Here is a 23982-nt window from a genome sequence, read left to right as displayed (position 1 = left end):
TTTATCTTTACTTAATTTACTTCGTTTCATACTTAAATTTTAACAAATTTAAGTTATCTAGGACAGCCCCAAAATTTTTATGAAAGTCTTGGAATAAATAATGTATACTATATTCCAAACCCATCAAATTACAATAATGAACAAGTATCAAATTTAGATACTAAAAATATAGTTTGGCTTGCAAGATTTGAAATAAATATTAAAAGACCGCATTTAGCTATAAAAGCTTTCTCTAAAGTTGTAGAAAAAATTCCAGATGCACAACTATTTATTATTGGAACAGGATCAGATTCTGATATTGAATTTATAAATAAAAATATAAAATTTTTTAAAGTAGAAAATAATTGTCATTTAGTAGGATTTGATTTAGAAACAAAAAAATATTTTTTAAACTCATCTATTCATTTAGTTACATCAGTAAGTGAAGGTTTTTCAATGGTAATATTAGAATCAAAATCTTATGGTGTACCAACTGTAATGTTTGATTTACCTTATTTAGAAGTAGTAAAAGATAATAAAGGAGTATTAAAAGCTGAAGAAGGTGATATAGATGGCTTAGCTGAATTAATGATTACTATTTTGGAAAATGAGGAATATAGAAAAAAATTAGGTAAAGAAGCCAAAGATAGTTTAAAAAAATTTAATAACGATAATATATTAAAATTATGGAAAAATTTATTTAATGATATATATCAAAATAATGAAACAACTTCAAAAGAATTAGAAGAAAATACCATAACTTATGAATTGATGAATGTTATAAAAGAATATGATAATATGAATAAATACTTATTAGATAAAATATTTAATTATCATTTTTCTATTATCAAAAATAATGATAGAATTTTTATAAAATTATTATTTATAAAAATAACAATAAAATCTTCTAAATACTATGATAAAATAGAAATTATTACATTCTCTTCTTTATTAAAAAAAATATTTCATAAAAAATAATTTATATTTTATTCATATATAAAACATACTTCTTGTTTTAAAATTGATAAAAAAATAATTTTGACAAACAATATTTTTTTAGTATAATGAAAGCAATTAAAATATTTATATTTGAGGTGTAAATATGCTTGAACATAAATGTGATAAATGCGGAACAGAATTAGGTTATAAAGGTTTATGCTTTAAATGTAAGGCAGAAGAAGAAAGAAATAAAACACTTGCTTTAACTGATGATGAGATAAAAGAAATAATAAACAAATATGTAAAAGATTTAAAAGAAAAAAATGTTGATAAAGAATTATTAAACGGCATTTACATTTATGATTTGATTGCATATAGAAATATAGATTTAAAAGATATAGCCAAAAAAGCATTAGAGAAAAAAATCTATTACCCTGAAGTATTTTATTATAAAGCCGGTGAAGAAATAAGAGATGAACTTATAAAAAGAATAAAAGCAACTAAAGATTATTCTGAAGGAGCTAATTTATTATCATGTTTAGCTATGCAGGGAGATGATGTTTCACTTGACTGCCTATACGATTTTGAAATGAATCCAAGAGAATGGAGAAAGAAACTTTATGTTGATCCTTCAGTTTATGCTGAATGTGCAGGTTGGACTTTTGATAAAGATAAAAAAAGACAAATACTTAATTTTGATAAATGCTATTATTTAGATAAAGCCCAAAGCAAAGAAGAAAAAGAACAAAGCCCTATTATAATAGCTTCATTAAGAGATGATAATTGTCCTGAATGCGGATGCAGAAATATGGATATGGCTATTATTGACGGCAGAGATGAAAGACTTAAATTTATAGGCGTTGATGGCATAATAAAGGCTTCATGCTGTCCTAATTGTGTAACTTATAATACAACTTATTCAAAGTATGATTTAAAAGGTGGAAGCGAAATACTTCCTTTCGATAAAGAGTCTGAAAATTATTATGCTTCCGAAGAAAATTACATAGAGGAAGAAGAATTAAATTCAATGCATAATAATAATTATATTCTTTCAAAACATGAAGTTCCTTTGTTTTATGGGGCATTCGATGATACTTTAAATACAATAGGCGGATTTGCTAATTGGGTTCAGGACTGGGAATATATGAGATGTCCAAGCTGCGGAAAGAAAATGAAATACTTAATGCAAATTCAATGGCATACTATTGAATCTATGGCAGAAGGTACTTTATTTATAGAAATCTGTACAGACTGCAATATTACTGCAATGTTCCATCAGCAAACTTAATATTTATAATTATTTCTTAATAATGATTAATAAAGGATTAATAAAATGAATAATAAAGTATGTGTTATTACTGGTGCATCAAACGGCATAGGAAAAGAAATAGCTTTATTCTTTGCTAAAAATAATTGCGATATAGCTTTTATTGATAAAGATAATGAAAACGGTTTAAAAGTATATGAACAAATAAAATCTATAGGCGGAGAATGTTTATTTATTAATGATAATATTGATAATGAAAAATCTATTAAATCATTTACTGATAAAGTAATAGAAAAATTCGTAAATGTTGATTATCTAATAAATAATGCATGCTATTCAAATAAAGGACTTTTAAGTAATTGCAGTTATGATGATTTTTTAGAAATTTTTAAAATAGGAGCAGCGGCACATTATGAGATTACAAAAAATTTAATGAATCATTTTAATGAAAAAGCATGCATTATAAATATTGCTTCAACAAGAGCTTTTATGTCTCAAAAAGACAGTGAAAGCTACAGTGCTGCAAAAGGTGCTATTATAGCTTTAACTCATGCTATGGCAGTAAGTTTATCTCATAAAGTACGTGTAAACTCAATTAGTCCGGGCTGGATAAACACAATTGATAATGCTCAATTCAGAAAAGAAGATATTTTGCAGCATCCTAGTGCTAAAGTTGGAAATACTTATGATATTGCAAGTACTGCTTGGTTTATTTGTAATAATGATTTTATAAATGCAGAAAATATCACAGTTGACGGCGGTATGACTAAATTAATGATATATCATAATGATGAAGGCTGGAAATTAGATATTTAAATATTATTGTATTAGGATAGTACATGTCTATAATAGAAACTGACAAGAAAGCTAAAAAAATATTATTTAATTATTTTTGGAAAAATGGCTGGATTGATGATAATAAAATAAATGATAATGATTTTTTATATGCAAAAGAAAAAGGTTTGATGTTTGATTTTACAGATAAAATTATTAAACATGATGAACTTATAATAAGAATAAATAATCTAGTAAAAGAAATTAATTTTGAAAATACAGCCGGAGCATTTTTATGCACTTTGTCAACTAGGCAATTAAATTTAAGAAGTTTTATATCAAGTTTATATTTAGGCAAAAAAATCAATATTCATAATTTTATAAATAATAAATCATCTTATTGTAATGAATGCAATGACAATTACTGTATCATAGGTGATGATTTTAATTTAAAAAATAGAAATGTATATAATTTTGAAAAATATAAATGGGGAGGAGTAAGGCTTGAACATTTATCATATATTTATTTTGATTTAGAAGAATTAAAAAAAATTAATGATTTTGAATTCTCCCCTACACCAGATGATATAAAAATTTTTAATAATATTCTAAAACAAATAGATTCATACAACAATGAAAAAGATTCAGCAAATAAATTAGAAAAAACTTTAAAAGATATTTTCCCATCATCAAAAAATGAAAGAATTATACTTTTAGAAATATTATCATACTTGGATATTTTGGAAGCCAAAGAAGAAAGAGAATACAGAAATACTGAACTATCCGAGAAATTAATGCATTGGAGAGGCGGAGATTCATATAATAAAATTAATGCTTTGAATATTTTTAATGAATACATATTGGTATAATATTAATTCAATTTTTTATTGCCATACTTTGTATATTTTATAATAGAATTAATTCATTATAAAAATATTAATATAAAAAACAATATAATAAAAAAGCCCAAGGCTTTATTTAGGAATAAAACCTTGAGCAAAACACTATATTAAAAAACTATTCTTATGGGCTTTATATAATACCTGTTATTCTTCCTGCTATTTGATAGAATAAGAAACTTACTACCCAAGCAACAGTCAATGTATAGATCATTAAGAAAGGTATCCATTTCTTACCTATCTCTGAACCTATAACTCCCACAGCAGCAAAACAAGGGAAGTATAAAAGTACAAATAATAATAATGCATAAGCAACTACAGGATTAAATACAGGATCATTTCTTAGAGATTCTGTAAGTACTGCCTCATCTCCGTCTTCTATAGATTTAATCTGAGCTATAGTTGAAACTAATACCTCTTTAGCAGCACCGCCTGCTACAAGTCCTATTCCTATTCTCCAATCGAAACCTAAAGGTTTTAATACAGGTTCTATAAATGTACCTATTTTACCGGCATAACTATTTTTTAATCCTTCAGAAGCAACTAATCTGTCAAATTCAGCAGTGATAACTTCTTCATCATTAGCATCTAAACCTTGAGAAACAGCCAATTCTTTAGCTTCTTTCATAAGTCTTGTATTATCTTCTTCAGTAGGCGTATATTGAGGGAATGTCATTAATGCCCAAATTATAACTGAAGCAGCAAATACATAAGTACCAGCTTTTTTAATATACATCCAGCCTCTGTCAAACATATGTCTTAATACAGCCTTAGCTCTAGGTATTCTATAAGGAGGAAGTTCCATTACAAAAGGAGTTTCCTCTCCTTTGAAAAATGCTCTCCTAAATATGAATGCCATTACAAATGCCATTAATACACCTATCATATATATACTAAACATAATTGAAGGAGCTATTTTTGGAGAGAAGAAAGCACCTATAAATAATATATAAACTGGGAGTCTTGCACCGCAGCTCATAAATGTAGTAATTAAAACAGTAACTATTCTGTCTTTTTTACTTCTTAAGGTTCTTGCTGCCATAACTGCCGGAATAGTACATCCAAATCCTAAGAAAAGAGGTATGAATGACTGACCATGCAAACCCAATTTATGCATTATCTTATCCATTAAGAATGCTGCTCTTGCCATATAACCGCAATCTTCCAAGAATGAAATTCCGGTAAATAATATCAATACAAGAGGAAGGAATGATAATACCGCACCAACACCGCCTATAATACCATCAACAACAACGGACTGTATCAAACTGCCTTCTGGAAGAAGTCCTCCTACAAAACCAGACAATGCTCCTATTCCAGCTTCAAGCCAGCCTTGAGGATAAGCTCCAACTGTGAAAGTTACTTTGAATATTAACCATAATACAACCAAAAATATTGGAAGTCCTAACCATTTATTCAAGAATATTACATCAGCAGCCTCTGTAAAATTAAATGCTTGTATATTATCTTTATGAACAGCTTCTTGTAAAGCACCTCTTATATATGAATACCTTTTATCTGCCATTATAGAATCAGTTTTGGCATTCATTGAAGTTTCTAATTTTATTATTTCTTTATTTAAAGTTTCTATTACATCTCCGCCGTTATTACATTCTCTTCTAATAGAATGAATAGCTCTTTCATCTTTTTCTAAAGTTTTAATAGCAAGCCATCTTTTATGTAAATCGCTTATATCGCCTTGCATTTTATCAGTAATAGTTTTTATAGATTTCTCTACTTCTTCGCCGTATCTTATAGCTGAATCCTGATGAAGTTTATTACCAGATTTATACATCTCCTCTATTTTTTCAAGTATCATAATAACACTTTCATATTTATTTCCATGAACTTTCATTATAGGAAGTTTGAATAATTCTGCTAATTTTTTTTCATCTATTTTTATACCGTTCTTTTCTGCATGTTCATACATATTAAGAACACATATAATAGGTATGCCTAATTCTATAAGCTGTAAGCTAAGATATAAATTCCTTTCTAAATTTGTAGAGTCTATAACATTTATTATAAAATCAGGCTTATCATTAAGAAGAACATCGCATGCCACAACTTCATCTTGTGAATAAGCACTTAAACTATATACTCCTGGTAAATCTATTAAATCATAAGTGTATCCGTTATACATCATGTTAGTTTGTCTTTTTTCAACAGTTACACCTGGATAATTTGCTACTTTATAATTAGCACCTGTTAAAGCATTAAATATAGTAGTTTTACCAGAATTAGGGTTTCCGGCCAAAGCAACTTTTAATTTTGTATTATTAGACGGAACCTTCACTTTTTTTGCTATATCATCTTTGTTTTCAACAAGCAAAGAATCATCTTCTTTTACTTCTTTATGGTGTTCTGAATGCTTCAATACTCTTTCTTTTTTTATTTCTACTTCGGATTTAGCAACTTCTATACCGTTAGCTTCAGATTTTCTTAAAGAAATTTCATAATCCATAATATGAACTTGTATAGGATCTCCAAGAGGTGCTTTTCTTACAATCCAGCCTTTAGCTCCTGGGGTAAATCCCATTTCTATGATTCTTTGTCTTATTTCACCATCAGTGGCTACTTTATCAACAACAAAACCTTCTTCAATATCTAGTTCTGTTAATTTCATAAATTTTCTCCTTGAAAATTATAACATATTTATAAAGTGTTAGTGTATTCTAACATTTAAAATAAAATTGTCAATAGAAAAAGTATATTTTTGTTATTTTATTATACAAAAAAATACACAATCTATACTATTTATACTGAATTTTTTTAAGTTTATCAACTGATAGACTTTACACAGATATTATCAACTTTTTTGTCGCTCAAAAAAGTTGCTGCCTACGGCACGCAGAGCGAAAAACGCAATTACTAGAACTTTATATTTTAAGAATATATATTAAATATAGTGTAATACCCTAGTTTTAGGTCAAAAATGCAGTCTTTCGCGAAGCGTATCCGAGCCTGTCGAGGATATAGGTTCTTTTATACCAATAAAAGAACTGGGGTTCTGCGTAAGCACGCAGAGCGGTGGGCAAAGCCCTGAAAATATTTTAAATTAAAAAAATTATTTTGACAAAATATAGTTGTTTAGGTATATACTAATCACTTTAATTTCCAATAATTATATTAAAGAACATATAACAAATTTCTATATTAACACAGTATTAGTTTTTACTTCCTATTACCATACTTATAGTTGAAAGTATTATTAAAACGGAACCTATAACAATATTTATAGTTAAATCTTCATTATATATAAATATAGAAGCCACAACTGTAGTAGTAGGTTCAAACATATTAAGTATTGAAGCAAGCGAAGAACCTAATTTCTTTACACCATAAAGTAAAAGCCCAAGTGAAAATATAGTACAAAGTAAAGCTATTGCTGCAAAATTATAAAATACATATAAGTTATTCAATAATTGCAAACTATTAGTAAATATTCCAACTATAAAAAACACTACAGAAACTATCAAAGACATATAAAAAACTGAAACCATTGTATCAAGTTCAGCAAAACTGCATTTTTTATTAGCTACTATATATACACCATAAGTAACTGTAGTTATAAGAGCATATATTACACCTAAAAATGATTCAACTTGCACAACTTTTGTAAGAAGGAATATACCAGTTATAGCAAGAACCATTGAAAGAACTTTTAAAATATTAGCCTTCTCTTTATACATAAATATCATTATTAATAATACTATAACAGGATATCCGAAGTGTATCATATTTGTAAGTCCTGCTGATATATACAATAATGCCTGTGATAAAAAGAAAAATGTTAATCCAAGTCCTATAACGCTGAATATAAATAATTCTATAAATTGTCTTTTTGTTATTTTGAAGCTTTTTTTAGTAACAAGAATAATTATAAATAAAAAAACTGCTGTAATTAAATATCTATAAAAAACTATAGAAAGGGAAGAATAATTATACGGAATAATATTCTTAACAAAAATCGGTAAAAAACCATAGGCAATAGATCCTATGATTACTAATAAAACATGAAGCATTGTTGTCCTCTATATATTATAATATTGTAAAAAATTTAATTAGATATGTTATTTTAAGAATAAAAAATGAATTTTATGAAGTTCACTGCATAATAATAACCATAAAATTAATTATAATTAATAATATATTATTTGTTTAATAAATCAATAGTAAACAATTTTATTATATGTTACTACAAGAATTTATTTGTATAAAGAATAATTAAATGATTTATTATAGTTAAAAATCATAAAAGCTAACTAAATCTGGCAAATAAATCTATTTATTTTCTGATTGTAAGTTATCAAATCAAATATGTACTAAGTCAAGAGCATAACAAAAATATATATTTTCTACTTTATTATATTTACATTTTATGTTATTATTAAGTTTTAATAAAAAATATTTTTATTATTTATAGTTATTATTTGGACAATTTTATCATCTAATTAAGGAGATTTACATAGAATGGGAGCAATGGATTTAGTATTCAAATTGATATTTGGCTCTAAAGAACAAAATGATGCTAAAGTATTAAAACCTATAGCAGAAAAAACATTATCATTTGAAGAAGAAATAAAAAAATTAAGCAATGAAGAATTAACTAATAAGACAAAAGAATTCAGAGAAAGAGTAGAAAAACATATAGGCTGTAAAACTGAAGATTTAGATTTAAGCAAAGATGAAAATAAGAAAAAACTTCAAGATATATTAGATGCTATACTACCAGAAGCTTTTGCTGTAGTAAGAGAAGCGAGTATAAGAACAACAGGTATGAGACACTTCGATGTTCAGGTAATGGGAGGAACAGTACTTCATCAGGGAAGAATTGCCGAGATGAAAACAGGTGAAGGTAAAACACTTGTTGCTACACTTGCCGTATACCTTAATGCTTTAACAGGATTAGGGGTGCATGTAGTTACAGTAAACGATTACCTTGCTAAAAGGGACGCTGAATGGATGACTCCTATATACTCTATGCTTGGTATTAGTGTTGGTATTCTTGATAATACTAGACCTCATTCCCCAGAAAGAAGAGCTGTTTATAATTGCGATGTTGTTTATGGTACTAATAATGAATTCGGTTTCGACTACTTAAGAGACAATATGGTAACTAGAAAAGAAGACAAAGTTCAGAGAAAATTCTACTTTGCCATAGTCGATGAGGTAGACAGTATTTTAATAGACGAAGCTAGAACACCTCTTATTATATCAGGACCTGCTGAGAAAAATATAAAAATGTACTATGAAATTGACAGAATAATACCTATGCTTAAACAGGCTGAAGTAGATGAAAGAATGCGTGAAGTAGCCGGCACTGGTGATTATGTATTAGATGAAAAAGATAAAAACGTATACCTTACAGAAGAAGGCGTACATAAAGTAGAAAAATTATTAAATGTAGAAAACTTATACGGAGCTCAAAGCAGTACAATAGTTCACCATGTTAATCAGGCATTGAAAGCTCATAAAGTATTCAAACGCGATGTTGATTATATGGTTACAGACGGAGAAGTATTAATAGTAGACGAATTTACAGGTCGTGTACTTGAAGGAAGACGCTACAGCGAAGGACTTCACCAAGCTATAGAAGCTAAAGAAAAAGTTGCTATACAGAATGAATCTCAAACTTATGCTACAATTACATTCCAGAACTATTTCAGAATGTATCCTAAACTTTCAGGTATGACTGGTACTGCTGAAACAGAAGCTGAAGAATTCTACAAAATATACAAATTAGACGTTGCTGTTATACCTACTAATAAACCTATAGCTAGAAAAGACTTATCAGATAGAATTTACAGAACTAAAAAGGCTAAATTTGAGGCATTAGCAAAATACATAAAAGAACTTCAAGATGCCGGAAAACCTGCACTTGTAGGTACTGTATCGGTAGAAATGAACGAAGAATTATCAAAAGTATTCAAAAGACATAAAATAAACCATGAAGTTTTGAATGCTAAAAACCACTCAAGAGAGGCACAAATCATAGCACAGGCAGGAGAACCTGGAGCAGTTACACTTGCTACAAACATGGCAGGTCGTGGTACAGATATTGTACTCGGAGGTAACCCAGTTGCTAAAGGTGTTGCTGAAATAGAGCAAATACTTGTACTTATGAGAGATAAGGCATTCAAAGAGAGAGATCCTTATAAAAAAGAAGAATTAACAAAGAAAGTAAAATCAATAGACCTTTATAAAGAAGCATTTGTAAGAAGCGTTATATCTGGAAAAATTGAAGAAGCTAAAGAATTGGCTCAGAAAAATAATGCTGAAGAAATGATAGAAAAAATAGACAGAATTATACAAATAAATGAAAAAGCTAAAATAGATAAAGAAAAAGTATTAGCTGTAGGCGGTTTGCATGTAATAGGTAGCGAAAGACATGAGGCAAGACGTATTGATAATCAGCTACGCGGTAGAAGCGGAAGACAAGGTGACCCAGGATTAAGTGTATTTTTCTTATCTCTTGAAGATGATTTAATGCGTTTATTCGGCGGTGAAAGAGTTTCTAAAATGATGCTTGCTATGGGAATGGGCGAAGAAGAAGAACTTGGACATAAATGGCTAAATAAATCTATAGAAAATGCTCAAAGAAAAGTTGAAGGCAGAAACTTCGATATAAGAAAGCATTTGCTTGAGTATGATGATGTTATGAATCAGCAGCGTATGGCTGTTTATGCTGAAAGAGATTATATACTTTATTCTGAAGATATATCTCCTAGAATAGAAGAAATAATATCAGAAGTAACTGAAGATACTATTAAAGATATTAGCAATAACAAAAAGAATGTTGATCCTGTGGAAGTAACAAAATGGCTTAATAGTTATTTAATAGGTATTGATGAAGAATCTGCAAATAAAGCTGTAGAAGGCGGAGTTGATAATGCTATAAAGAACCTCACAAATATATTGCTTGAAGCATACAGAAAAAAAGCTGAAATGGTAGATGCAAAAATATTCAGAGAAGTAGAAAAAAATATATTCCTATCAATAATAGATAATAGATGGAAAGATCATTTATTTGCTATGGACAGTTTAAGAGAAGGTATAGGACTTAGAGGATATGCTGAAAAGAACCCTCTTACTGAATATAAGCTTGAAGGTTATAAAATGTTTGTTGCTACAATGGACGTTATACATAATGAGCTTGTAAACCTTATAATGAGAGTAAGAATAGTTCCTAATTCATTTGATACTATTGAAAGAGAAAGTGCTTTTGACGGCGGTGTTGAAGAAAAAGGAAATACAAGTGCTATGAATGGCGGAAATCCTCAAAATGTATCCAATAAACCTAGAATGGCACAAGCTAATGTAAAAATGACTCAAAAAATAGGAAGAAATGATCCTTGTCCTTGCGGAAGCGGTAAAAAATATAAATATTGCCATGGAAAAGATAATAATCAGCAATAAAAAATAAATTTTTATTTTATAAAAGGCATGTATATTTATTATATATGCCTTTTTTATTGCCAAAAATCAAATAATATTTTAATAAAACATCAGAATTACACCAAATATAAGATGAATTTCAATCAAAAAAAAAAGTAATCTTTTAAGATGTTGCCGACATTAAAATATAAATTATAATTTTTATTTGATACTAATAATAATATTGAAAACTATGAAAAAATATATTTGTTTGATATTCTTAAGCATAACCGTATGCTCTTATACTGAAGAAATATACATTATAAAAAACGAAAATGATAAATCTCATTTAGAAAAAATAAACAGAATAGAACATATCAAAAAAATATCATATATAACATAGACGGAACAATATATTATACTGATAATCTATCAAGAATATACAAAGTAATAAGAAAAGAAAGCCTAATATTATCCAATGCCCAAAGAAAGATAGTAGAACTTTACGGAATAAAAGAACAAGATCATGGTGGACATATTATTGGAAGGCAGTTTGGAGGTTCTCCTAATATAGATAATATCATACCAATAAATAAAAAAGTTAATACTGGCGAAATGCTAAAAATGGAAATGGAATGGAAAGATATACTAAATAATCATGGAAAAATAGAAGATATAATAATAGATATAAATTACATATATACAAACATGCGTCCAAATATAATCAAAATCAATTATAAAGTAGAACAAGATTATACTAATTACCGAATAATAAAGATATTCACAAATACAATAATAACAAATAACTGCAAATAATAAACGCCTCAAAATTATCAAACAATTTTGAAGCGTCTTAAATATTTATAGGAGTATGTTAACTAACTTTTGGATAATTCCTTATCTTCAGTCTTAACAGACTTTGTATAAGAAAATATCAAAGAGCCATCATTAGCATCAATATTAATTATATCACCCTCTTCTATGTTACCAAACAATATCTCTGTACTTACATAATCTTCTATTTCTTTTTGTATAGCTCTTCTTAAGCTTCTAGCACCATACTTCTTATCAAAACCCTTATCTATTATATAGTTTTTAGCCTCATCAGATAAGTTGATAACTATATTTCTTTCTTTTATAGCCTCATTTAACTCTTTAAGCATTATATTAATAATGTCTTTAAGGTCTTCTTTAGTGAGGGTATGGAATACTATAATATCATCTATTCTATTCAAGAACTCTGGGTTAAAGTTTTGTTTTAATTCTTCTAAAGCGAAGTTCTTTATATCATTAGCATCTTTTTCGCTTCCTACAGCATTAAATCCTAAAGAACTTCCTTTAACAATATCTCTAGCACCTAAGTTGCTTGTTATAATGATGATAGTATTAGAAAAATCAACTTTCCTTCCAAAATTATCAGTAAGCTGACCTTCTTCAAGCACCTGCAAAAGAATATTAGTAACATCAGGGTGAGCTTTTTCTATCTCATCAAAAAGTATAAGTGAATAAGGTTTTCTTCTTACTTTCTCAGTAAGTCCGCCGCCTTCCTCATAACCTACATATCCTGGAGGGGCTCCTATAAGTCTGCTTACAGCAAATTTTTCCATAAATTCACTCATATCTATTCTAATAAGAGCATCACTATCGCCAAACATAAATTCTGAAAGTACTTTAGCTAAAGCAGTTTTACCAACACCAGTAGGTCCTAAGAAAATAAAGCTTCCTAAAGGTCTTTTAGAAGTTTTTAATCCTGCTCTGCTTCTTCTTATAGCTCTTGATATAGAAGCTATAGCCTCTTGCTGTCCTACAACTTTTTGATGAAGCTCTTCTTCCATATCTATAAGTCTTTTACTTTCTGAATTTAATAATCTCTTTATAGGGATATTTGTAATTTCAGATATAACATATCTTATATCATCTTCCTCTATAAACGTTTCTATCTTATCGCGTTCTTCACGCCATTTTTCTTCTTTTTTAGTAAGTTCTTCCTGTAATGCAGTAATTTCATCTCTTATTTTAGCAGCTTCTTCAAAGTTTTGATTATCAACAACATTTTTCTTTTCTTGATTGAGTTCTTCTATTTTCTTTTCTAAATCTTTAAACTCAGCTGGTCTAGTCATATTAAGAAGTCTTGCTCTTGAACCTGCTTCATCTATTAAATCTATTGCTTTATCTGGTAAATGTCTTTCAAATATATATCTTTTACTTAAAACAGCAGCTGCTGCAATAGCTTCATCAGTATATTTTACTTTATGATGTTCCTCATATTTACCTTTTATACCGTTTAAAATTTCTATAGTATCTTCTATGCTAGGCTCTTCAACATTGATAGGCTGAAATCTTCTAACCAAAGCACCGTCTTTTTCTATATATTTTTTATATTCATTAATAGTAGTAGCACCTATACATTGTATCTCACCGCGTGAAAGTGCTGGTTTTAACATATTAGCAGCATCTAAAGCACCTTCAGCACCGCCGGCACCTATTAATGTATGAAGCTCATCTATAAATATGATAATATTATTAGCTTTTTTAATTTCTAAAACAATATTTTTTATTCTTTCTTCAAATTCACCTCTGTATTTTGTACCAGCTACAACAGAAGACAAATCGAGAGTAAGTACACGTTTTTTAAGAAGTATATCTGGTACATCTCCAGCAACTATCTTTTCTGCCAAGCCTTCAACTATAGCTGTTTTACCTACACCTGGTTCGCCAAGAAGTATAGGATTATTCTTTTTTCTTCTTGAAAGAATTTGAACAACTCTCATAACCTCATTTGATCTGCCTATTACTCTATCAAGAGCCTTATCACGTGCCATTTTAGTTAAGTCGCGTGCAAATTGATCCAATGTAGGAGTTTTTACTTTTTTTACAGTATCATCTTGATGAGTTTGTTCTGAAGAAGATGCACCGCTTCCTGCAACGCCAAGCATTTTTAATATTTCTTGCCTTAATACAGTAAGTTCAAGTCCTAAACTTGTAAGTACATTATAAGCTGTACCGCCTTCCTCTCTTAATAAACCAAGAAGCAAATGCTCTGTACCTATATAATTATGGCTTAAAGCTCTAGCTTCTTCAGCTGATCTACTAATTAATTTTTGCACTCTAGGTGCGGTAGGTAAAGTTCCAAATACTTTAGTTGAGGAAGATTTTACCATAGTAGATTCTAATTCTAATTTTAATCTATCCAAATCTATTTTCAATCTCATCAAAACACGAGTAGCTAAAGCCTCTGATTCATGCAATAACCCTAAAAGAATATGCTCTGGAGTTACCATATCATGATTTAATCTTTTAGCTTCTTCCTGAGCATATAATTCTATAACCTTTTTTGCTTTACTTGTTAAATGGAATTGAAACATATAATAATCCTGTATATATAATAATATTATATACTTTGAAATAAATTTTATTTTTTAATAGCTATTATCGGCTATAATATACTATAGCCTTAATAGCTAGTCAATAACACACATTAACTCTATATAATTGATGATAATGCCTAATATAGTATAAATGAATATCTTTTAATCAAATAAAACTACTATTAGCTACATTAACAACATTTACATTAGTTCTAGTAGTTGATGCAGTATTTACATTCAAATTATTATTATCATTACTGTTAGGAACTGAATAAAGTAATGAGAATACTAACGCCAAAACGATTGCTGTAGATAGAGCAAAAGAAAGTCTAGCTGAACACATAAAAGCATAAAATGGATTTATCTTTCCGTTTTTCATATTTTCCATTTTAGCTCTTTGCAACATGTACTGCCATTCTCTATCTGGCAAACTTGGCAAGTCGAAATAATGTCGTTTTTTTTCGATTTTGCTTTTAAATTGCATCATCTCATGTAGTTTCATAAAAGAGTCCTTTCTTTTTCTAATAGCGATTTCATTTTTTTAAGAGCATAAGAATAATTACTCTTAGCAGAATCGCTTGATATATTTAAAATATCTGCTATTTCTTTATATGAGTAATTCTCATAATACCTCAATATAAAGACATCTCTTTGTTTTCCCTTCAATTTAGTAGATGCATTGTATATCTTTTCCTGAAGATATATTCTTTCATATTCTTTTTCTGTATTATATCTTTTATCATCTACTACTTCTAATTTTTCTAAGTAAGGTGATTCTCTTCTATAAGCTTTTGAATACATATTTATAGCTGTATTACTTATTATACGGTATAACCAACCTTTAAAGTAATTGCGTTCTTCATATCTGTCTATAGCTTTATAAACACGTATTAATACGTCTTGTGTTAAATCCATAGCATCTTCATAGTTATGCATGAAGCGGTATGATAAATTAAATATATAGTTTTTATATCTAGTTAACAATATATCTAATGCTTCATTATCACCTTTCTTATGTGCCTCTATTAATTCATAATCTTTTAATAATTCTTTTTCTTTTATTTCTATCATCTCTACAAACTCCAATTTACCTGTTCTTAAATAATATACACATTATTTATAACAAATACAATAACATTTAAGTAAAATCAAGCCATATAACTTTCTTTCAAGAAATTCTTATTAGAACCATCTAATTTTTTCTTCTCATTGCTTGAATTTACTGCCTCTTTCTCATTAAACGCACACTCTATATCATACTTAGTAAGTGTCAAAGCGTTTCCTTTTACACCATCTAAATTAAAAAGTATATTGACCATTGCTGTTTCAACAATACTTTTTAATGATCTAGCTCCCATATTCATACTTGAAGCTTTATCTACTATAAAGTTTATAGCTTCAGACGTTACTGTTAACTTCTTACCTATACTCTTAAAAAAGTCTGTATATTTTATAATAGGAGATTCTGAAGTTTTTGTCAAGATATCTTTTAAATTTTCCTTTGTGAGCTCATTCAATGTTACTATTATAGGTATTCTTCCTATAAACTCCGGTATCATACCATATTTTTCTATATCTTTAACATCAACCTGACTCAATATCCTATCTTTTTGAAGTTTATTAATAACAGCATTGGAACCGAAACCTAAACTGCTTTCTCCTTTAAGACGCATCTTTATAATATCATCAAGTCCTACAAAAGCACCACCAAATATGAATAATATATTTTTAGTATTCATAAGTATGCCGTCACTTGAATGCATCATACGTCTGTCACCAAACTCAGGAACCCTAATATCCTCTCCATTCATCATAGAAAGTAAAGCCTCTTGCACTGCTTTATCAGAAGGATTGCCTGTAGTTGATTGATGTGCATCTGCTTTTGCAATTTTATCAACTTCATCTAAAAATACTATACCATGCTGTGCTTTCTCTATATCTCCATTAGCCTTTCTATATAAATTATAAAGCACAACCTCTACATCATCACCTACATAGCCTGTTTCTGTAAGTGTGGTAACATCAGCACGGGCAAAAGGAAGTCCTAAAATATCTGCTAATGTCTTAACTAAATAAGTCTTACCAACACCTGTAGGCCCTATCATAAGTATATTAGATCTAAATGGTATTTCTTTATTACCATTTATTCTAAGACAATGTAGATAAGCATGAACAGCTAATGCCTTTTTAGCCTCATCTTGACCTATCACTGTTTTATCTAACTCTGATACTATCTCCTTAGGTGTTAAAATAGCAGATTCTGAAGATTTCTTTTTGCTATTAAATTTATTTTCAGATGTGTATTTCCTTATAACTTCTTCGTTATTAAGAATACCTTCTATTATACCGTAATTATCTTTCTCCAAAAAAGCAAAAATAACTTTGGAATTTACAAAAGTTACTAATGTATTGCTTATCTCTAATATTCCGCCGCTTGGATATGGCTCATGAGATAATGTAAATATACCGCTTGACATTAATTTGCTTTTTGAATCAAAATAATGATACTTATTTATATAAATATCCGAATTCAATGTTATAAGCTCTAATATCCTTCTTATAGATATTGCTGACATTGAATCGCCGTAAATTGTATATACTAAAACTGAATATAATATAAATCTCTCATCTAAATTTAATTCTCTTTCAGCTATAAATTTTTCTATATTAAAATTATATTTCTTGAAAGTAGATATTTTTCTTACATCTCCTTTTAAAGAATTAACAAGCAAATCTATTTCATTAGCATTATTTAAATTTTTTTCATTATTTGATACAACTTCATCATCATAACCTAATGCCCTGTCTATATTACTTGACAGTCTTCTAGTCATATCATTTCTGTCAGATATTAAATTTAATGTATAAACGATTTTAGTGATTATTTCAAAATACGCTCTAAAGGCATCTTCCCTATCTTTATATTTTTCTTCGGATTTAGGTTTTTCATCTTTTTTCTTCATAATTTTCTCCTAAAAATTATTTAAACTAAATTACCTATTAAATCATATTCTGTATTATGAGTTATATTTACCTTAACAATATCACCTATATTGATTTTTTTATCATTTCCTATATAAACTTCAACATATCCGTCAACTTCAGGAGCATCGTATTTACTTCTTCCTATAAACTTATCATCATCTTCTTTTTTCTCTATTAATACATCTATTGTCTGTCCTATAAACCTTTCTAATCTTCTTTCAGAAACTTCTATAGCCTCTTTCATAAGTTTTTCTCTAAGCATCATTTTAGTATGTTTGCTTATTTTAGGTTTATTTAATGTTAATGCCTTTGTATTTTCTTCTTCAGAATAAGTGAATACACCTACTCTATCAAGCTCAGCTTTTCTGACAAATTTCAATAACTTTTTAAATGACTCTTTTGTTTCTCCCGGGAATCCTACTATCAATGATGTTCTTATAACTGCATTTTTATCGTAACTTCTTATTTTATCAATCATTTCTTTGTAGAATTTGTATCCTCTTGTACCTCTGTTCATATCTTTTAATATTTCTTTATCAACATGTTGTAAAGGTATATCAAAATATGGCACAACTTTATCAGTATTAAAAAATGCATCTATTATTTCATCATTCAATACAACTGGATTTTGATATAATACTCTTATCCATTCAATACCTTCTACTTTAGAAAGTTCTTTAAGCAAATCCGGCAAAGCTAGTTTACTGTATAAATCATATCCATAAAATGTTGTTTCCTGTGCTATCAAATTAATTTCTTTAGCACCTTTTTTAGCGTAATTTTCAGCTTCTTTTACTATATCTTCAATCTTTCTGCTTCTATGCTTTCCTCTTATACTTGGAATGGCACAAAAACTGCAGTTTGCATGACAGCCGTCACTTATTCTTATATAAACACTGTAATCTGAACCTGTATTAACTCTGTCGCCATACTCTTTATATTCTTTATTATTTTCAGCATCATGGAAACCGTCTTTTTCTACAGCAGTAAGTATTTTTTCTAAATCATGTATACCTATAGCGGAATCAACTTCTTTAAACATATCAAGGAAATTATCTTTATATCTTTCACTCATACAGCCTGATACTATTAATCTTTTACATTTTCCGTACTTTTTATACATAGAATGATCAAATATAGCATCAATGGATTCTTTTTTCGAATCTTCAATAAATGCACATGTATTTATAACTATAACATCTGCTTCTTCCGGATTATTTACTACCTTGAATCCATTTTTATTTAAAATAGCTAATATATGTTCGCCGTCAACTGTATTTTTTTCACAGCCTAAACTATGTAAATATATGTTATGCAAAGTGATTATCCTTTTTCTTTATTATTTTAAATATACTTAAATTATCAAAATAGTCAATTTTTATTTTTAAATAATAACTATTTTTATTTACTAAATATTACAAGCAAAAATACTTTATTTAGAAACTATAATCGGAATTATTATTTAGTATCTGACATAATAAGATTATATCTAGTAGAATCATTCAAATTCTTAACCCATTTTATAGTCTTATTAACTGTTTCACCTGAAGCACCAACATTAATAACTTTTCCATTAACTTTTACTACAACCTCTCCTGCATTACCTATAGTAAGCATAACAACATCTTTAGCTTCTAAATATAATGTTTTACCGCTTAAAAGGTTTGTAGTAGCTGGTCTGTTGGAATCTATAAAATATCTAACATATACAAAATGTTTAGCTGTTATCTCTATTCTGATATCAACTTTTTCTGTATCCTGTTCTATATAAGTTTCACCATTAATTACTGTAAGATTAGTAGAAAGATTTCCTCCATTATAATTAGCATTTAGCTCTGGAGTTTCAATTTCATTACTATATCCAGTATTTACCATTTGATTTTCTTCTAATCTTTCCATTTCAACTGTAGCAGAATTATCATAAACTTCTACAACACTTATTTTGAAATCATTTATACCATTTCCATTCAAATCTAATATTATAGGATTACTTTTGGAGAAAGATAAATCCTGTCCGTTTATATTTATATGTACAACATTACCTATAGTGTTAAATTTTATTGTAGCTGAAATTCCTAATGGCTTAAAATATATAACATCGCCTACTTTTACGCTTTGTTTAGCTTTACTATCAACTATATTCTTTGATATTTCAGTTTCCGGTCTATTTTGCTTTTTATTAGAAGAAAATAAGCCTAATATATTGTTTCTATTAACAACAATAACTGCTATAACAACAATAATAGCAAGTATAATAATAACTGTAGGCATTATAGGTCTTGTATTTCTAGTTCTTAATTTATACAAGTCCTTTTTTGGCATAAAAAGCAAATCTGTTTCAGCATTGCTTGTAGAACTTATATTTTTATTCTTTCTATTAGTCTCTTTTATTGTTTTTTCTTCATTTTTTTCTGAATTGATCGTATCTTTTAAGCTCTCTTTAGGAGGAGTTTCTTTTTCTTTAGGAGTACTGTTTTCTTGTTCAGTAGATTCTTTAGGAGTTTCCTTTACTTTCTTAAAAGCCTTATTATTTTTAGTATTCTTTAATAGATCCTGTTCTGATTTTATACCATTTTTCTGTAAATTGTATCTCTCAAGAACCATATTGGCATCTAAAGATAATTTATCGCTTAAATTCTTAATGAATCCCTTAACATATATCTCACCAGGTAATACATCAAATTCTTCATTTTCTAAAGCTTTTATAAATCTGGCAACTATATGAGTAGTAGCCTCTAATTCTTCTATAGTAAGACCTTTCTTTTCTCTAGCATTCTTTAATATTTGACCAATAGTTTCCATATAAATCCTTAAAGTTAATTATTTGGCACTAAACCATCTTTCAAAACTTGCATATTTTCATCTATAGTTGGTTCAAAATCCTTGTTTCCATCTTCATATCTAGGATTATATCTAATGCTTGTAAATAAATACTCTACAGGAACATTAGTTGTTGTTATGCCTAATATTCTTATGATCATACCTGTATTATCAACCCATAAATGAATCTTTGTAAAACCTGTTCTATCTACACTAGCCTGTTTAGATGTTAAAAGCATATGATAAGCCTTTCTAGTATCATTACCTGCATAAGATGCACTATTATATTTAGCAATACCTAAGTCTGAATCTTTAAAACTATTAAGCGATACTAATTCCCTTTCATCATAAAAATCTATATTAAATTTAGTTGTAAGTCTCAATATTCCTTCAGCTGTATATATAGCACCTGAATCACCGTAATTTAACTTTTGCTCAGCTACAACATTATTCCTTGGAAATATTATCCATAATGTTTCGCCATTACAATATATTGACTGACCATTTCCTCCTCTACTATATTCCATTCTAAATAGATTAGGATTTTTAGTTATAACTGTACCATACGATATCTTTTCCCCATTTCTTTCCACAAAATTAGCTGAAAAACCATTAATTTTAGTGAATCTATTGGATATCATACTAACAACTTTTTCTGGTGTCATTATTTGGGTATATGCTGATTGCATACTAATTAATAATATAATAAATATAGCAATTTTTTTCATAAATATTTTAATTTTTCCTTGATTTAAATAAATTACATCTATACTAATTTAATATGATATAATAAAAATACATAAAAAACAAGCATTTTATTTTTTTATTTAAAATCATTAAATTATTATTAATAACAAACTTATTTCATACTCATTTTTTACCAAAAACGAGTATAAAAAATCGATTTTTTTATAAAAATATGTAGTATTTCTCAATTATAGGAACTATATATTACTTCACATTAATGACATATTCAAAAATTAAAGTATATTATTTAACACAAAAATAATTATTAAAAATATCACATTATTATTAATAATATTTTTACATTAGGAGGAATAATATGAAAACAAAGGAAATAAATAATACAAAATACAATTTATCTAAATCTAAAAATATATATAGCAATAGAAGTGCAATAATACAAAATGATGAAGAAATAATTCTGCTGCTTGGAAATGAAATCCATAATGAAGGAATTGTTGATGTAGAAACAACTGTATATTTATCATTGCCAAGTTTCTTAAGGCTATATGATACATTAAAAGAAAAAGTTGACTTATTTAGAGAAGGAGGAAATTTATTATAAAAAATTAAATATTGGAGTTTTTAAGTTTATGAAAAATAATTATAATAATCATATAGAAGAATATATATTAAAAAATGAACATAATATAGTTTTAGTTATAAAAAAAGATATTAATATAAATATATATAATGACCTATACAATATATTAAATAGATTATTAGAAAATGAAGCTAGAAACATAATAATATATTTTAGAAACAATATTAAATATATAATTTCTAATGCCATATATTTGATGATTGAAACACAAAAAGTACTTGAGTTCAGAGGAGGAACAATGATATTAACCGGATTAAACGAATATGCAAAATGGTCATTAAAATCATTAGAAGCACATAAAAAAATTAAAATATCAGATAATATTGAAAATGCTATAAATGAAATAAAAGCATAATAAAAATATAAAAAAATAAGCAGGGAGAGAAAAAATCTCCTTGCTTATTTTTATTCACTAAATATTATTTAAACAAATAATTATCAATTATTAGTTAATACCGCATTTACAAAATCTTCATAATTAGCATTTACCAAACTGTAAACATTCAAAAATCCATTTGTAGACATTATACTAGAAGCTATTGAAGCTCTATTTCCGCTCCTGCAATAAACTATATAATCTTTGTTTTTATCCAAAAGATTTATTTTACTTATAAAATCAGTATTCATAACATCGATATTAACTGAGTTTGGCACACTTCCTGCCATATATTCTTCTGCTGTTCTTACATCTAATAAAATTAAATTAGTAGATTTTGTCATTAAATCTAATGCTTTTTTTAAGTTAATATCATTATAAGATTTTTTGGAACAAGAGAGCATTAGAAACAAAAATAATAAAACAATGCCAAAATACAATAAACACTTTTTCATTTCTTTATATTTCCTTTTAACTATTTTTATAAATTTTATTAATTAACATAATATTATATTTATATATTTTGTCAAACAGTTTTTAATAATAAAAAATAAATTATACATTTTTAAAAAATTCATTATTACATAAATATTTTGTAATATATTTTCTATACTTTCTTTATTTTTATTTGTTATTATTATATAATTAATACAATTATTTTTAGCGGATAATTTTTTTATGGTAAAAAAGATATGTTGTTTATTAGCAATGATGATATTAGTATTATCTTGTGCTGACAAAAATAAAAAAGAAGAAAATAAACAAGATTCTATAAACATTATAGAAGATGATGAATATATAAAAAATATAGTAAAGGATTCTTCTAAGTAATTAATAAATTATTAAAATGGAAAAAACATCATGTTTATCAATCAAAAAATAAAGGCCTATATATGCACATCTTTCAGCATATTAATGTGGGGCATAACTTTCATTTCAACAAAAATATTGTTAAATGATTTCTCTCCAATAGAAATTCTCTTTACTAGATTTTTATTAGGTCTTATATTATTAATGATAATATATCCAAAAAACAATAAAATATATTCAAAAAAGGAAGAACTATTATTTGCTCTTACAGGATTAAGCGGAGTTACACTTTATTATTTATTTGAAAATATAGCATTAAATTATTCTCTAGCTTCTAATGTAGGAATACTTGTTGCTATAGGTCCGCTGTTTACTGGAATATTTGCGGCTGTTTTTTTGAAAGAAAAATTAAAACCTAATTTCTTTATAGGATTTATATTTGCAATAATTGGAATTGCTATAATAACTTTCAATGGAAAATTTGTATTAAAAATAAATCCTATAGGTGATATGTTTGCCTTGCTTGCTGCTGTTATGTGGGGAATATATTCTGTACTTGTTAAAATTATGGGAGATTTAGGACATAGATCAATAACTATAACAAAGAAAACATTTATATATGGAATAATATTTATGCTTCCTATGATGTTTTTAATGAAATTTAATGTAAGCATAAATGATTATTTAAAACCAATAAATTTAGTTAATTTTATATTTCTTTCATTTGTAGCATGCACATTATGTTTTATAACTTGGGCATATTCAACAAGAATTTTAGGTGCAGTAAAAAATAACACTTATATATATATTATACCTATAATAACATTGATATCTTCAAAAATAGTATTGAATGAAAACATTACTATATTTGCTGTTATTGGTGTGGCATTAATATTATTAGGTGTAATAATATCAGAAACAAATTTATTTTCTAAAAAAGCAATAAAAAACAATAAATGAGTATATACCTAAACAACTATATTTTGTCAAAAATAAATTTATATTTTTGTTTTTATATCTGGGGCTTTGCCCCATACCCC

21 protein-coding genes are annotated in these 23982 nt (G+C 27.3%); 11 read left to right on the top strand and 10 right to left on the bottom strand.

Going from position 1 to position 23982, the window contains the following annotated elements; all coding sequences use genetic code 11:
• The first annotated feature begins 36 nt into the window (after window positions 1–36).
• The 4 genes from Q0K52_RS10655 (at window position 37) to Q0K52_RS10640 (ending at window position 3828) form a co-directional block, all read left to right on the top strand.
• Window positions 37–957, top strand: a complete 921-nt coding sequence (locus tag Q0K52_RS10655; protein ID WP_367270996.1) for a glycosyltransferase — start codon at window positions 37–39, stop codon at window positions 955–957.
• 124 nt (window positions 958–1081) lie between these two features.
• On the top strand, window positions 1082–2206 hold the full coding sequence (locus Q0K52_RS10650) for a hypothetical protein (RefSeq protein ID WP_297299238.1): 1125 nt from the start codon (window positions 1082–1084) through the stop codon (window positions 2204–2206).
• 45 nt (window positions 2207–2251) lie between these two features.
• Complete coding sequence (locus Q0K52_RS10645; protein ID WP_297299236.1) at window positions 2252–3001, top strand: SDR family oxidoreductase; 750 nt, start codon at window positions 2252–2254, stop codon at window positions 2999–3001.
• Between the two features lie 23 nt (window positions 3002–3024).
• Window positions 3025–3828, top strand: coding sequence for a hypothetical protein (locus Q0K52_RS10640; RefSeq protein WP_297299235.1), 804 nt, complete (start codon window positions 3025–3027; stop codon window positions 3826–3828).
• A gap of 163 nt (window positions 3829–3991) precedes the next feature.
• Here the strand turns inward: Q0K52_RS10640 and feoB are convergent, their stop codons facing one another.
• Entirely contained in the window at window positions 3992–6484 is a 2493-nt protein-coding gene (gene feoB / locus Q0K52_RS10635) for a ferrous iron transport protein B (protein WP_297299232.1), read from the bottom strand.
• 541 nt (window positions 6485–7025) lie between these two features.
• Complete coding sequence (locus Q0K52_RS10630) at window positions 7026–7883, bottom strand: DMT family transporter (RefSeq protein ID WP_297299230.1); 858 nt, start codon at window positions 7881–7883, stop codon at window positions 7026–7028.
• Window positions 7884–8331: 448 nt separating this feature from the next.
• Here Q0K52_RS10630 and secA point away from each other — a divergent pair, with 448 nt between their 5' ends.
• From secA to Q0K52_RS10615, 3 genes are all read left to right on the top strand, one after another.
• Window positions 8332–11277, top strand: coding sequence for a preprotein translocase subunit SecA (secA, locus tag Q0K52_RS10625; RefSeq protein ID WP_297299228.1), 2946 nt, complete (start codon window positions 8332–8334; stop codon window positions 11275–11277).
• Window positions 11278–11488: 211 nt separating this feature from the next.
• Window positions 11489–11638, top strand: a complete 150-nt coding sequence (locus tag Q0K52_RS10620) for a hypothetical protein (protein WP_297299226.1) — start codon at window positions 11489–11491, stop codon at window positions 11636–11638.
• Entirely contained in the window at window positions 11578–12051 is a 474-nt protein-coding gene (locus tag Q0K52_RS10615; RefSeq protein WP_367270995.1) for a DNA/RNA non-specific endonuclease, read from the top strand. Before Q0K52_RS10620 ends, Q0K52_RS10615 begins: the two co-directional genes overlap by 61 nt.
• Before the next feature lie 62 nt (window positions 12052–12113).
• Here Q0K52_RS10615 and Q0K52_RS10610 read toward each other — a convergent pair whose 3' ends face one another.
• From Q0K52_RS10610 to Q0K52_RS10580, 7 genes are all read right to left on the bottom strand, one after another.
• Window positions 12114–14600: an ATP-dependent Clp protease ATP-binding subunit gene (locus Q0K52_RS10610; RefSeq protein WP_297299225.1), complete on the bottom strand. Its 2487-nt coding sequence runs from the start codon at window positions 14598–14600 to the stop codon at window positions 12114–12116.
• A 169-nt stretch (window positions 14601–14769) separates the two neighbouring features.
• Window positions 14770–15105 (bottom strand): hypothetical protein, encoded by a 336-nt coding sequence (locus Q0K52_RS10605; protein ID WP_297299223.1) that lies wholly within the window; start codon window positions 15103–15105, stop codon window positions 14770–14772.
• Entirely contained in the window at window positions 15102–15674 is a 573-nt protein-coding gene (locus Q0K52_RS10600) for an RNA polymerase sigma factor (protein WP_297299222.1), read from the bottom strand. Before Q0K52_RS10600 ends, Q0K52_RS10605 begins: the two co-directional genes overlap by 4 nt.
• A 77-nt stretch (window positions 15675–15751) precedes the next feature.
• On the bottom strand, window positions 15752–17566 hold the full coding sequence (gene clpX / locus Q0K52_RS10595; protein ID WP_297299220.1) for an ATP-dependent Clp protease ATP-binding subunit ClpX: 1815 nt from the start codon (window positions 17564–17566) through the stop codon (window positions 15752–15754).
• Between the two features lie 20 nt (window positions 17567–17586).
• The gene (gene rimO / locus Q0K52_RS10590; RefSeq protein WP_297299219.1) at window positions 17587–18906 is read right to left on the bottom strand and encodes a 30S ribosomal protein S12 methylthiotransferase RimO; all 1320 of its coding nucleotides are present in this window, start codon (window positions 18904–18906) and stop codon (window positions 17587–17589) included.
• A 140-nt stretch (window positions 18907–19046) separates the two neighbouring features.
• Window positions 19047–20390: a helix-turn-helix domain-containing protein gene (locus Q0K52_RS10585; protein WP_297299216.1), complete on the bottom strand. Its 1344-nt coding sequence runs from the start codon at window positions 20388–20390 to the stop codon at window positions 19047–19049.
• Between the two features lie 14 nt (window positions 20391–20404).
• Complete coding sequence (locus Q0K52_RS10580; protein ID WP_297299214.1) at window positions 20405–21136, bottom strand: outer membrane lipoprotein carrier protein LolA; 732 nt, start codon at window positions 21134–21136, stop codon at window positions 20405–20407.
• 335 nt (window positions 21137–21471) lie between these two features.
• On the opposite strand from Q0K52_RS10580, the gene Q0K52_RS10575 reads away from it, so the two are divergent.
• Window positions 21472–21717, top strand: coding sequence for a hypothetical protein (locus tag Q0K52_RS10575; RefSeq protein WP_297299213.1), 246 nt, complete (start codon window positions 21472–21474; stop codon window positions 21715–21717).
• 28 nt (window positions 21718–21745) lie between these two features.
• The gene (locus Q0K52_RS10570) at window positions 21746–22111 is read left to right on the top strand and encodes a hypothetical protein (RefSeq protein ID WP_297299211.1); all 366 of its coding nucleotides are present in this window, start codon (window positions 21746–21748) and stop codon (window positions 22109–22111) included.
• A gap of 83 nt (window positions 22112–22194) precedes the next feature.
• On the opposite strand, the gene Q0K52_RS10565 is transcribed toward Q0K52_RS10570, so the two are convergent.
• The gene (locus Q0K52_RS10565) at window positions 22195–22587 is read right to left on the bottom strand and encodes a rhodanese-like domain-containing protein (RefSeq protein ID WP_297299210.1); all 393 of its coding nucleotides are present in this window, start codon (window positions 22585–22587) and stop codon (window positions 22195–22197) included.
• A gap of 223 nt (window positions 22588–22810) precedes the next feature.
• Between Q0K52_RS10565 and Q0K52_RS10560 the strand changes: the two genes are divergently transcribed.
• Entirely contained in the window at window positions 22811–22963 is a 153-nt protein-coding gene (locus tag Q0K52_RS10560; protein ID WP_297299208.1) for a hypothetical protein, read from the top strand.
• A gap of 30 nt (window positions 22964–22993) precedes the next feature.
• Window positions 22994–23902: a DMT family transporter gene (locus Q0K52_RS10555; RefSeq protein ID WP_297299206.1), complete on the top strand. Its 909-nt coding sequence runs from the start codon at window positions 22994–22996 to the stop codon at window positions 23900–23902.
• The last annotated feature ends 80 nt before the right edge of the window (window positions 23903–23982 follow it).

Source organism: uncultured Brachyspira sp. (assembly GCF_944390845.1).
In the GTDB taxonomy this organism is placed as follows: Bacteria; Spirochaetota; Brachyspiria; order Brachyspirales; family Brachyspiraceae; genus Brachyspira; species Brachyspira pulli.
The sequence above is the reverse complement of the archived record's forward strand: the minus strand, read 5'-3'. Positions and strand labels throughout refer to the sequence as shown.